This is a genomic window from Rhizobium sp. AN5 (assembly GCF_900215255.1).
Lineage (GTDB): Bacteria > Pseudomonadota > Alphaproteobacteria > Rhizobiales > Rhizobiaceae > Agrobacterium > Agrobacterium tumefaciens.
The window spans coordinates 243,747-256,248 of record NZ_OCMJ01000004.1 but is presented as its reverse complement, the minus strand read 5'-3'; the positions used below and the strand labels follow the sequence as shown (position 1 = coordinate 256,248).

Here is a 12,502-nt window from a genome sequence, read left to right as displayed (position 1 = left end):
GGAAAGCCCGCCCCCTCCCCAATCAATGGATATAGCCGAGCCGGATGGCCTTTGCGATCGCCTGGATACGGTTGACGGAATCGAGCTTGATCGTCGCTGAACCCAGATAGGCGTTGACGGTGTGTACCGAAAGCCCGAGCTTCACCGCGATTTCTTCGCTGATACGGCCATCACCCGCCAGTTGCAGACAGGCGATTTCCCTTTCGCTCAACGCTTCAGACGGTGCCACCTTGCGCTCATCCAGCGCCAGCATATCGACCATGATCTCGCAGCATTTGATGTGCTGTTCGATGACGACCTCATTGTCGAGAACGAGGTTGCTACCACAGAAAACGATGTAGCCGTTGCCGATCGTGCCGAGCCGCACCGGCAAAGCCAGTCCCGCATAGGGCAATGTATCGTTCTCGATCCGGCGCATCAAAGCCGGCACGTCAGGAAGATCGGCAAAACCGCCGGCATTCTTGTTACGCCAGATGACCGGCAGCAGCGATGTCTCGATATGATCCAAAAGAATATCGCCGACAGCGCGGATGAACTGCGCGCTCTGTTCGGCGGCATTCATGCCCCAGTTCTCCAGCTCGCAGGTCAGCTTCTTCTTGTTGGGGAAGCCGGAGGCGGCGGCCTTCGTCACCACGAAATTCCGTGCGCCGACCAGTTTCTGCATGGCGACCAGCTTCGGAAACAGATCCGACCGGCTTGTCACGACAGGGCTGCGGTAAAACATACCGCTGCTTTGACTCGTACCCTCATTATCTTTCGTCTGTACCATGGGTCCCGACCATCTATACGAGGTTGTTGCGCACGGCGTAGGCGATTGCCTCCGAGCGGGTTTTCGTCGCGGTTTTCCGCATTACGCTTGTAATGTAATTATTGATCGTATTGCGCGAAATGCCAAGTATCATCGCAATTTCGTCGCTTGTCTTGCCTTCAGCGATCCAGAACAGGCACTCAAGCTCACGTTCCGTGAGGTCTATGTCACGCACGGCCTTTGCTTCGCTGGCAATACCGAAGCTGACGCAATAGCCGGTCAGAAGCGCGATTTCGCGCAGACGGTCCGGCGAAGGAACCGAGTGTTCTGGAAACAGCAGCAGAAGCGAAAGACGAATGCGGCCCACACAGAAGGAAAGCGCCGAATATTGCCGGTCGATGCCGAAGGGGACAGAAACGTCGTCCGGAAGAACAAGCAATCGCGGCTGCAGAAGCGAAAGGCACTTTTCCATTTCGCTCGATCTGTTCTGGCTGTTGGCGAGTTCGGCGCCAAGCCTGCGCACCAGATCGAAAGGCCAGTCGGATGTGATGATGAATTTCAATCCGGTTTCTTCGAGAAGATCCTCCCGCGCCAGCAGATAGTGCGAGGCGCCGGCGTAGGTTACGAGCAGATCCAGCGCGCCTGAAACGTTACCGGCAGCGGCCGAGGCTGCGACGTTCTTGGCAAGCTGGTCGCGTGGCAAGGGCTTACCCATGCCCTCCATAGGCTTGGCAGACAGCCTGCGGATATCAACATCGACTTTCAATCGCCTACGCCCTCTTGCTCCCAATGGGGAGATTATACCTCGGGATGGAATCATTCCATTCGAGAAGCTTACCAAAATGGGATGGTGAGCCCCCGGAGACCGAATCACTTCATTTTATGGAACGGACTGGGATTTGCCATTACCTGACACCAGCCTTTCCACGTATTTCCTTGTTCGTCTATTCCTAAAAAACATACTGAAAAGCTGACCAATCCATAAACGGCATTCTCAGCCTATTCCCAGCAAACTGTATCGTTGCTGAATTTTTTGTAAACAGTGTCCCGAAACGGGAATGCGGCCGCGCGCGACGCCAAGATATCAAACAACCCGGAAATGCGCAAAAGGCCGGGATAACCCCGGCCTTTTTCAAAATCATGCAGCTTTTTCCACCGCCCATTTGCGAAGTATCTTGGCTGCGCGTTCTTCGCTGATTTCCACCATGCGGGAGAGCCTGCGCTCGGGTCCTTCGCGAACCCGGCGGTTGAAGGTGCCTTCGCTGTCGCCACCCGCCAGAAGATCGTCGGTGCTGTCGAAGCCGAAATCCGCCCCAAAGCCTTCCATGAGACCACCAGCACCCGCATCTATGCCGGGAGAGAAATCCGGCAGTTCGAGGCCTGCGGTCTCCTGGCTGATCTGGCCTGCCGCCGCACCGTTGCCGGTAACCGTACGAACCAGAGGGCGTACACCGAGCCAGACGACGAGGAAAGCAACAGCGACGAAGGCGAGCGAGTTGATGATGCCTGCCGAATTGCGGCTGAGCACTTCCATGATGCCCGGCCCGCTTGCCGCTTCGTCGAGCAGCTGCGTTTCGAGGAAGTCCATCGCCGTCAGCGTGACGATATCGCCGCGATCGGAGGAAACGCCCGCAGCCGAGGTGACGATCTTCTGCATTTCGGCAAGATAGGCGTCGATCTTGGCCTGGTCGACGGGCTCGCCGACCATCTTGGCAATGCGACCCTTGTTGACGACCACGGCGACCGAAATCTTCTCGACCGTATAGCCGTTCTTGACCGTGGCGACCGTTTTGGAATTGATTTCGTAGTTGGTCTGCTCTTCCTTCTTGGCCGACTGGTCGGAAGACTGCGGGCCGCCGGCGCCGCCCTGGGGCGCTGCCTGCGGTACGTTCTGTTCCACGGTCGCGGCCGTATCGGGCTGCGTTTCCTGGGACTTCTGGTCTTCCTTAACGGTGCGGACGGAGCGCTCGACGCGCGATTCCGGATCGTAGACGGTTTCCTGAATCTGCCGGCTGTCGGTATTGAGCTGCGCCGTCACGCTGGAGCGGAAATTGTCCATGCCGAGGAAAGGCGCCAGCGCCTTGTCGATATTGGTGGTGATTTCCTGCTGAACGTTCTGCGCCAGCGTCAACGAGCGGTTCATGGCAGCGTTGGTGACGTCGTCACCCGAAGCGAGAAGCTGGCCGGTGGAATCGAGTAGCGTCACGTCATCGACTTCAAGGCCGGGAACGGCCGAGGCGACGAGATGACGGATGGAAGCGGACGCCTTGCGCCCGGCGGTGGCATTGGCTCGAATCATGACCGATGCAGTGGGCTTCTGCTCACCGCGGCGGAAATTACCGACATCCGGCATGACGATATGGACGCGTGCGGCCGCAATTCCGTCGATCTGCTGAATGGAGCGGCTGATCTCACCCTCAAGGGCGCGAACCCTGGTCACTTCCTGCATGAAGGAAGTCAGGCCGAGAGAACCGACATTGTCGAAAAGCTCATAACCGGCATTGGCACTGTCAGGCAGGCCGCGCTCGGCCAGAAGCAGCCTTGCCTTGCTGGTGAGACCAACCGGAACCTGGAGGCTGGCGCCATCCGTTCCAACCTGAAAGTCCAGCCCCGCTTCGGCGAGTGCAATGCTGATCTTGTTGAGGTCGCTTTTTTCAAGTCCCACATAAAGGGTCTCGTAAGCGGGACGGTTCACGTAAAGTGCTGCTGCAAGGATAATGGCCATGGACAAAATGCCCACGCCGCCCAGCATCAACAACCGTGTCTGACCCAGCGCCGCGAAATTCTTCAAGACCTGAGGGATTTGATTTAACAGATTCATTCTGTTCCGCACCGTCATTCATAGAGTCCGAGACCTTTTGGCCCCGTAATGACAATAGGGTGCGAAGCTTGCGCGAGCGTTGCCTTTATCCGCAATCCGCGAAAGGAAGGGAACCGTTGGGATGAATGCTGCTGGAATGCTGCCTAGAACAGGTCGAAGTCGCCGGCGACCTTGTCCAGCGGCTGCGAATGGCCATGGCGGATGGCTGCGCCCAGCGCCTTTTGCATTTCGGCCAGCTTGACGAGGCTGAGCGCGGTACTGACATCCACGATCCAATCACCGGGAATAGAGCCGGTGACGGTATCGATGAACTCGGCAAGGCCGCGGGTTTTCTGGACGGCAAGGTCGATGCCCTGCAAGAGCTTGACGCCATCGCTGGACAATTCGCCGCTTGTCGCTTCCAGCAGTTGCGGCTCGATGCGCTCGATCAGATAGGCGACATCGTGCAGTTCCGATACCACGCGCATCAGAACGTCGGGCAAGGCTTCTTCGAACGGAGTGGTGCCGGTGTTGTTTGCAATCTGCATTGGAAACTCCGTGACTAGAAAAATTCGATGTCGTTGGCGACGGGCTTGGGGGCCGGCACCGGACGCGTTTCCATGGCGACCGTCTTCTGGGTTTCCGCGCCGCTCAGCGGATGCTGTCGTGCACGGCCCGAAACCGGCCAGAACTCGATCTTGCGGCCATGATCCCCACCCGTGGAGGAGCTGATGACCGGTATGCCTTCATCCTTCAGAAACTGCATGGCAAAGATGGCGTTCTGCTCACCGACATTGGAGAAGCTGGCAATCGTTTTTGCGCCGCCGAAAACCTTCGCCTCCAGCCGGTCGCGGCGTGCGCCCTTCTTTAGAAGACCGTTGATCAGCAGTTCCATGAGATGCACGCCATAACGCGTCGCATCCCCACCGGTCACGTTGCCCGTTCCCGGCAGCAGGAAGTGGTTCATTCCTCCAATGCCGGCAACGGGGTCTCTCAGACAGGCGGCCACGCACGAACCGAGTATCGTCGTCATGACCACGTCGGGATCGCTGACAACCTTGTACTCGCCCTGAATGATATGTACGCGCTTGGCCGCAGCTTCAATCATTTCAGCGATCCGAAAACCGCTTCGATGGCTGCGCGCATCTTGTCGATGGTGAAGGGCTTGGCCAGCACGTTGTTTGCGCCGAGCTGCGCTGCCTTCTGCACCAGCGCACGGTCGCCCTGTGCGGTGAGAATGATAAAGGCCGCCTTTTTGAGGGTCGGGTTGGCCCGCACGGCGTGCAGGAAACCGAGGCCGTCCATCTTGGGCATGTTGAAGTCGGAGATGACGAGATGATGGGGCTGCTGCTCCATGATCTTCAATCCCTGCTCGCCGTCGCCAGCGGCAGTGATCTGCTTGAAGCCGAGCTGTGTCAGCGCATCGCTGAGCAGCAGCCGGCTGGTCACCTGATCGTCGACGATCAGAACTTTGATCTTTTCTGCGAGAGACATTAGTCAGCACCTTCTTTGCGGGCAGTGGTTAGTTTCAGGATTTCTTCGCCGATTGAGGCCAGCGGCAATTGCAGTTCAACGGCGCCAAGCTCAAAGGCCACTCTGGGCATGCCGTAGACGACACATGTTTTTTCGTTCTGGCCGACGGTGCGCGCACCGGCATGCCGCATTTTCAGCAGCCCGGCCGCGCCATCGCGGCCCATGCCGGTGAGAATGACGCCGACGGCGTTGCGTCCGGCAAGCTCGGCGACCGAATCGAACAGCACATCGACCGAAGGGCGATGGCCGTTGACGGGATCGCGCTCGATAAGCCGGCAGCAGGGCGCGTTGCGATTGGAAATCTGCAAATGGCGTTCACCGCCCGGCGCAAGGTAGATCTTGCCGGTCTGCAGGCGCGCGCCATCCGTCGCCTCTTCCACGACGGGTGCGCAGATGCGGTTCAGCCGTTCCGCGAAACTCTTGGTGAAAGTCGGCGGCATGTGCTGGGTGATGACAGTCGGCGGACAATTGGCCGGAAACTTCTGGAGCACGGCAATCAGTGCCTCAACGCCGCCGGTGGAGGAGCCGATGGCGACGACTTTGCGGCCGGCGCGATAATCGCTGACCGGGGTCGGCTGGGCTGCGACAACGGGTTCCGGGCGCGCCGCGCGGTAGGCTGCGTGTTGCGACCGTGCGGCGGCCTTCACCTTGTCGGCCAAGTCGCCGAAGGGGCGCGCATCGCCTGGAGCCGGCTTGCCGACACAGTCGAAAGCACCGATTTCAAGCGCGGCGAGCGAGGCATCCGCACCGCGATGCGTCAAGGACGAGACCATGATGACCGGCATCGGCCGCAGTCGCATGATCTTTTCGAGAAACTCGAGGCCGTTCATTTCCGGCATCTCGATGTCGAGCGTCACGACATCGGGATTGAGTTGCTTGATGGCGGCGCGCGCTTCCATGGCATTGCCGGCCTGCCCAACCACCTCAACCTCCGGATCGGCCTTGAGGACGGCGGAAATCAGGCCACGCATGGTGGGGGAATCATCGACGACGAGGACCCGTGCGAGTGCGCTCATGCCTTCCTCCCGGACGTGTGACCAATGTAGCGGTAGGTGGTGATGCCGGTATTGTCGAACAGGTTCTTGGCGTCGCCGGACACTCTTTCGGAATGGCCGATGTAAAGATGACCGCCTTCCGGCAGCAGGCCCGCAAAACGCGTCCAGATACGCATCTGGGTCGGCTCGTCGAAATAGATGACGACGTTGCGGCAGAAGATGACGTCGAAATTGCCCTTGAAGGGCCATTGCGTCATCAGGTTCAGTTCATTGAAGGTGATGAGGCGCTTGACCTTGTCATCGATGCGGAACTTGCGGCGACCGCCGGCATCAACTTCCGTGAACCATTGCTTGCGCATCGCGGGAGACACGGTTTCGAGCGCGTTGTCATCGTAAACGCCGGCACGGGCCTGCGCCAGGATCTTCGGATCGATGTCCGTCGCCAGAATCTTGAAATCGTAGTCCGCCGCATTGGGAAACATGGCGAGCACGGTGAGCGCAATCGAATAGGGCTCCTGCCCGTCTGAACAGGCGGCCGACCAGATGCGGACGCGTCCGCCGGTCTTTGCCCTTGCAATGAGGCCCGGTAGGACCTCGTCGCGCAGGTGTTCGAAATGGTGGTTCTCGCGGAAGAAGCGCGTGAAATTCGTCGTCAGGTGCGACAGCATTTCGCGGCGCGCAGCCGCTCCATCGGGCGATGACACCAGTGCGCAATATTCCCGAAACCCGGCCAGTCCGAGATTGCGAATATGCTTGGACAAGCGCGAATAGACCAGCGACGCCTTGGTGTCGTTGAGATAGATGCCCGCATCCGCGTAGATCATCGCAGCGATCTCCGACAAATCGCGTCTCGTCAGCGGATATTCGCCGCTGGCAAGAACGTCATCGGGAGACTGTCGCTGATCGCTGAGATTAAGTGCTGCCATTGGATATCCGCCTTCAACCCGTCGCCGCGAGTGACATTTCCTGTTTCAGTGGCTGCCCGCGCGAAGCGCTGACGATGGCGTCGACATCCAGAATGAGCGCAACGCGTCCGTCACCCAGAATGGTGGCGGCGGCAATGCCTGGAACATGGGTATAGTTGGCTTCCAAAGACTTGATGACGACCTGGCGCTGTCCCTGGATCGCATCGACCATCAGGGCGCGCTGGCCGCCGCCTTCCGATTCCACCAGAAGCGCCACGCCTTCCACAGGATCGGCCTGGGTCGGACGGAAGTTCAGAACGCGTCCGACATCGACCAGCGGGCAGAAAGAGTTGCGGATGGAAATCAGCCGCTGGTTGGCGCCGAAGGAGTGAATGTTCTTCGCTTCCGGCTGCAGGGTTTCCACGATCGCCGTCAACGGAACGACAAGCGTCTGCCCGGCCACGGTTACCACCATGCCGTCGAGAACGGCAAGCGTCAGCGGCAGGCTCATGGTGAAGGTCGAGCCAAGACCGGGGCGCGAGGAGATGTTGATGCGGCCGCCGAGCGCCTGAATGGAACGCTTGACCACATCCATGCCGACACCACGGCCGGAAATGTCGGAAATCTTGTCCGCGGTGGAGAAGCCAGGCGCGAAGATCAGATTGTCGATCTCCTCGTCCGTGAGGTTCGCATCGGCAGCGATGAGATCGTTGTCGATCGCCTTCTGGCGAACGCGCTCGCGGTTGATGCCCGCGCCGTCGTCCTGAAGCTCGATCAGGATGCGGCCCGACCGGTGCTTGGCCGAAAGCTTGATGGTGCCTTCCGGGTTCTTGCCAGCGGCTTCGCGTTTCTCCGGCGTTTCGATGCCGTGGTCCACCGCATTGCGGATCATGTGCGTCAGGGGTTCGGCCAGCTTGTCGATGACCGTCTTGTCGACTTCCGTGTTCTCGCCTTCGGTAACGAGGCGGATCTGCTTGCCGATCATGTCGGCAACTTCGCGAACGATACGCGACATGCGCTGGAAGACAGGCTTCACCGGCTGCGCACGGATCGCCATGACGCTGTCCTGGATTTCGCGCGTCAATTGCTGGAGTTCGTCGAGACCCATGTTGACGGCAGACGTGCCGCTCGCATCGTTTTCGATGACGCTCTGCGACAGCATCGCCTGATTGATGACAAGCTCGCCGACGAGGTTGATCAGGCGGTCGACACGGTCGAGATCGACACGGATGGTCTGGCCGGCGCTTGCATTGGCCGCGGCATTGGCATTCGCCTGCGCTGCGGCGGGCGCTGCCGCAGCCTCGCGCTTTTCGATGGCGGCGTTGACGCTCTGGGCGATCTGCGTCGTTGCGACGGCAGCCTCAACGACTGCGGCAACGTAGGGCTCTTCCGCCCCGGCGGTCACAACGGCCGGTTCCCCTTCCGCATCACCGTCGAGAGCCGACAGGTCGAACGGAACCGGGATCATCGGCAGCTCTTCCGCATCCGTAGCGGTTTCCGAAAGAATCGGGGTGATTTCGAGATCGCAATCCCATTCGGCAAATTCGAAGACGCTGCGGATACCCTCTTCACCCTTGTCGGTCGCGATCAAAACCGTCCAGGAGAAATAGGACGCTTCTGGATCCAGCTTGTCGAGCGAAGGCAGTTCCGACAGGTCGCAATTGACGCTCATCTCACCGATGCGCGAGAGATCGCGCAGGAGAAGGGCTGCTTCATTGCCTTTCGAATAAAGCGATGCATGCGGCTTGAAGGTTATCTGGAAAGACGGCGTCTCCATCAACGGCGTCGTTTCATCGGCAAAGTCCGAGAAGGAGAACGGGATCGGCTCGAAACCGCTATCGTCCGTCGGCTTGGGCGCAACGGGTTCCGGCATCTTTGCGACAACCGGCGCTGCCACCGGCGCGGATGCGTGGACGGTTTCGCCGTTGGCCAGGGCTTCCAGTTCCTTGACGAGTCCACGGGTGCGGCTTTCGTCGACGCTGCCACCGTCTCTTGCCGCATTGGTCAGATCCGCCAGCACGTCGGCGGAACGCAGCATGACTTTCAGGACGTCCTGTGTCGGTTCCAGCTTGTTGGAGCGAACGCAGTCGAGGGTCGTTTCAAAAACGTGGGCGAAGGCCACGAGATCATCCAGACCGAAGGCACCCGCCCCGCCCTTGATGGAATGAACGGCACGGAAAACGGCGTTGACGGTTTCCGGATCACGGTCACCGTCATTCAATTTAAGAAGCCCCGATTCCAGTTCCGCGAGTTGTTCCTCGCATTCCTGGAAAAAGATTTCCTTGATTTCGTTCATATCCATCGTGAAATGTCCCGTATCAGGCAGTTACGCGTTCAATGGCATCGATGAGCTTCGCAGGATCGAACGGCTTGACGATCCAGCCGGTCGCACCGGCCTGACGGGCGCGGTTCTTCTTCTCTGCATCGCTTTCGGTCGTCAGAACGAGGATCGGTATGGCCCGGTACTTCTCGTTGCGACGCACACCCTCGATGAAGCCGAAACCGTCAAGACGGGGCATGTTGATATCGGTCACGATGACGTCGGGGTTGCTCTGCTCCAGCACTTCGAGACCCTCAATGCCGTCTTCGGCCTGAATTGTCTCGAAACCGGCATTGTTGAGCGTGACCAGGAGCATGTTCCTGATCGTTCTGGAATCATCCACGGTAAGAACTTTTTTCTTCACTTCTTGATCTCCTTCAGGAGCAAATGATCGATTTCGACGCCTATCAGTTTCATGGTCTTGTCGAATGCATCGGACACTCTGGCAAAACCGAACGGCTTGCCGTCCTCTTCCCAGGACTTCGCACCGGCCATCAGGACCTGGGCGCAAAGCGCACCGATACGTTCCACCTCGGACGCATCCACCGACAAAGGTGCTCCTCTCAGCGTCATCAGCTTGCCGTGCAGCGCCGATGCCTCGTTGAGATCCAGCACCGGTGACAGTTTCAGCGTCGCCTCAGCTGCTTTTCTGGCTGCCATTACATGACTCCTTGGCGTCTGAATTGTTGGTAATCCTGGCCGTAATCCGTGCGGTTATCCGCACGGGCCACAAATGATGTGTCCTGCCGAGCCGTAGCGGCGACAGTTGCCGCCTGTCCCTGACGGGCAATGCGGAATTCGCGAATGGTGCGGCCGAGTTCCAGAATGACAGTGTGAAGCGTATCGGCCTCCGAGGAGCCATTGCCCATATCGGCAAGGTTCCGGTCAGCCTGTCTTTGCTGTTCACCGATGTCGGCAGCGACTGATTGCAATTCGCCGACGTGCTCTGCCGAGTGCCGGGAGACCTCGGTGATCATGTCGTTGATGCCGGATACCTGCCGGACAACACCGCCGATTGCGTCCTGCGTGCGGTTGACCATGTGCACGCCGCCTTCGACCTGCTTTTTCGTGGAGCCAACGAGGCTTTTGATCTCTCTTGCAGCATCTGCGGAACGCTGGGCCAATGCCCGGACCTCCTGCGCGACAACGGCAAAACCGCGTCCGCTGTCACCGGCGCGTGCCGCCTCGATGCCGGCGTTGAGGGCGAGAAGGTTCGTCTGGAAAGCGATCTCGTCAATCGTGCCGATGATCCGTCCGATCTGCTCGGCGGATTGCTCGATATCCGACATCGCGTTTATCGCCTCGCCGATTGCCTTGCCGCTTTCGACCGCCGCCTCACGGGCATGGGAAACCGCCGTCTCCGCCGCCGAAATGCGGGCGCCGTTTTCGGCCACATCCCCGATCATCGTCTGGATCGCACGGGAGGTCTCGGCAAGGGCTGCGGCCTGCTGGCGGGAGCGCTCCGCCATGGAGCGGCCAATGTCGGCAAACCGCGCGCTCAGCGCCTCGGCCTCGCCGATGCTGTTTTGCGCCGATGTCAGTGACGCGCCGATCGTCTCGAGTGCCGCATTGAAAGTGGCAGCAACGTCGCGGTAGGCGTCGGGCACATCGCCGCCGATGCGGGCCTGCAAATCGCCTGCGGCAAATGCCGTCAGCGCTTCGCCCAGCAACTTTGCGGCTTCAGAGCGGTCATTGTCGCGCTGTTCTGCCAGTTCCCGGCCATGGCGCAGGCGCAATTCATTGAAGCGCAGCGATACGGCAATCTCGGTATCGACCATCACCAGGCGGACGACGTTCTTGACGGCTTCCGCCAGTTCGCGGCTCTTTTTGCGGTTGCCGGGCAGGATGGAGCGCGGCGCGTGTTCAGTCACCAGACCGCCCAGCAGATGTTCCAGAACGACCGCATGGCTGGCGATCTGCCAGCGCGGATCGAGACCCATGCGACCGGCATTGTCGGAAAGTACCTTTACCCGCTCGGCATAAAGCCCATCGAAACGCGCATCGGTCAGCACGCTCCAGTGCGAGGATTGCAGATCGTGCAGGCGGTCGAGCTGGTTTTCGCTTTCGAAAGACGGCGAACAGTCCGGCATGGACTGGAAACGGTTCATCACATCGCGCAGGCCGGCCTTCACATAAGGCTCCAGCATGCTGCGATAATTGCGCAGGAAATCGGATTGCGTCTCGTCGAGGCCGGCAAAGCGCAGCCGCCCCGCCAGGCTTGCGCCTGCCGATCTCCGCGCTTGTTCTGATGGCAAGTCCTGCCCCAACCGACGACCCCAATAATGTGACGGCCGGTAAAACCCGGCCAAATGGCAAGGTTCAGAACGCCAGCACCCTTAAGGGGGATTTTTGAACGAACATACCCATCGCGGACGATGCGGCATCGACGCTTGCCTGACCTTCTTGAACCAAGAAACGAAATACCGGATCGGGCCCGGTACGGCAGTGCGGCGTCATGCCTGGAAGGGGAGATAACCCCATTCCGCCGTGGAAATACCATCAATCTTTATGGTTAATTCCTTGCTTGAAAGTTAAGAAACATCAGCACCGGCGTCAAACGGTAAAATTTGTAAAAGCTTTTAGCCATTCTCGCCCCTACTTTGCCGCAAACGGGCAAAAACGAAAAGGAATCGGACGCGACGGGCGGTTTTTCCAGCCTGTGCGCTGGACAAGCGTGTCCGCCTTCCCCTAAAACAAATCAACGGGATATTCGCTCAGCGGTGATGCTTTAGAGAGACCTTTACGATCAAGGAGATGCCAACTTGTTACGGATGGAGAAATGCCGCTGTTCAAGGCGCCATCCGCAAGTGTTAATCGGCCTTGTGGTTGCGAGCCTGCTCGTCATCATCGGCTTTCAGGCACCATCCGGCATCAAGGCAATCTCAAAGACCAGCCGTCTGGAACGATTGCAGACGGCTGACCTCAGCCACTCCCCCTCGCTTCGCGATAAGGACTGCACCACCGGCGACGATCACGGCTGCAAGGCTCACAACGGTGCTTCGGGGCTTCGCCCAGTCGGTTTTCCCTCGACCATCCTGCGGATCGTGGCTGACGCCAAACCGGCCACTACACCTGTTGCCATCGCGCCACAAACTTTCCGAGACTTTGCGAACGTGGTTCCAAGAGCACCTCCGCATATTATCTCTTAGTCATTCCGGCGGTCCTCATCATTCGGTTTCTTGCGAACCTTGAGGGATCGGA

General features: G+C 59.2%; 13 protein-coding genes. 1 reads left to right on the top strand and 12 read right to left on the bottom strand.

All coding sequences use genetic code 11. From position 1 onward, the window contains the following. Nucleotides 1-22: 22 nt before the first annotated feature. The 12 genes from visR to CRP02_RS13445 all read right to left on the bottom strand — a co-directional run bounded on the left by visR (nt 23) and on the right by CRP02_RS13445 (nt 11,556). A complete protein-coding gene (gene visR / locus CRP02_RS13500; RefSeq protein WP_003515015.1) occupies nt 23-724 on the bottom strand; it encodes a transcriptional regulator VisR in 702 nt (233 codons plus the stop codon). Between the two features lie 58 nt (nt 725-782). Next, nucleotides 783-1,514: a transcriptional regulator VisN gene (visN, locus tag CRP02_RS13495; protein WP_003515014.1), complete on the bottom strand. Its 732-nt coding sequence runs from the start codon at nt 1,512-1,514 to the stop codon at nt 783-785. A gap of 372 nt (nt 1,515-1,886) precedes the next feature. Continuing rightward, the gene (gene fliF, locus CRP02_RS13490) at nt 1,887-3,569 is read right to left on the bottom strand and encodes a flagellar basal-body MS-ring/collar protein FliF (RefSeq protein WP_179784017.1); all 1,683 of its coding nucleotides are present in this window, start codon (nt 3,567-3,569) and stop codon (nt 1,887-1,889) included. A gap of 143 nt (nt 3,570-3,712) precedes the next feature. Beyond that, nucleotides 3,713-4,096 carry a chemotaxis protein CheT gene (gene cheT / locus CRP02_RS13485; RefSeq protein ID WP_003515012.1) on the bottom strand — a complete coding sequence of 128 codons (384 nt, stop codon included), beginning with the start codon at nt 4,094-4,096 and terminating at the stop codon, nt 3,713-3,715. 14 nt (nt 4,097-4,110) lie between these two features. Beyond that, a complete protein-coding gene (gene cheD, locus CRP02_RS13480; protein ID WP_003515010.1) occupies nt 4,111-4,656 on the bottom strand; it encodes a chemoreceptor glutamine deamidase CheD in 546 nt (181 codons plus the stop codon). Beyond that, complete coding sequence (gene cheY2, locus CRP02_RS13475; protein WP_003515008.1) at nt 4,653-5,042, bottom strand: chemotaxis response regulator CheY2; 390 nt, start codon at nt 5,040-5,042, stop codon at nt 4,653-4,655. Before cheY2 ends, cheD begins: the two co-directional genes overlap by 4 nt. Continuing rightward, on the bottom strand, nt 5,042-6,097 hold the full coding sequence (gene cheB / locus CRP02_RS13470) for a protein-glutamate O-methylesterase CheB (protein ID WP_013635453.1): 1,056 nt from the start codon (nt 6,095-6,097) through the stop codon (nt 5,042-5,044). The genes cheY2 and cheB overlap by 1 nt, the downstream gene beginning before the upstream one ends. Further along, nucleotides 6,094-7,002, bottom strand: a complete 909-nt coding sequence (gene cheR / locus CRP02_RS13465) for a protein-glutamate O-methyltransferase CheR (RefSeq protein WP_019564320.1) — start codon at nt 7,000-7,002, stop codon at nt 6,094-6,096. Before cheR ends, cheB begins: the two co-directional genes overlap by 4 nt. A gap of 13 nt (nt 7,003-7,015) precedes the next feature. Then, nucleotides 7,016-9,283 (bottom strand): chemotaxis protein CheA, encoded by a 2,268-nt coding sequence (locus CRP02_RS13460; protein ID WP_097171461.1) that lies wholly within the window; start codon nt 9,281-9,283, stop codon nt 7,016-7,018. A 16-nt stretch (nt 9,284-9,299) separates the two neighbouring features. After that, nucleotides 9,300-9,665, bottom strand: coding sequence for a chemotaxis response regulator CheY1 (cheY1, locus tag CRP02_RS13455; protein ID WP_003493773.1), 366 nt, complete (start codon nt 9,663-9,665; stop codon nt 9,300-9,302). After that, nucleotides 9,662-9,961 (bottom strand): STAS domain-containing protein, encoded by a 300-nt coding sequence (locus CRP02_RS13450; protein WP_013635450.1) that lies wholly within the window; start codon nt 9,959-9,961, stop codon nt 9,662-9,664. Before CRP02_RS13450 ends, cheY1 begins: the two co-directional genes overlap by 4 nt. Next, nucleotides 9,961-11,556 (bottom strand): globin-coupled sensor protein, encoded by a 1,596-nt coding sequence (locus tag CRP02_RS13445; RefSeq protein ID WP_323455365.1) that lies wholly within the window; start codon nt 11,554-11,556, stop codon nt 9,961-9,963. The genes CRP02_RS13450 and CRP02_RS13445 overlap by 1 nt, the downstream gene beginning before the upstream one ends. Before the next feature lie 516 nt (nt 11,557-12,072). Here CRP02_RS13445 and CRP02_RS13440 point away from each other — a divergent pair. Next, entirely contained in the window at nt 12,073-12,450 is a 378-nt protein-coding gene (locus CRP02_RS13440; RefSeq protein WP_097171459.1) for a hypothetical protein, read from the top strand. Nucleotides 12,451-12,502: the final 52 nt, after the last annotated feature.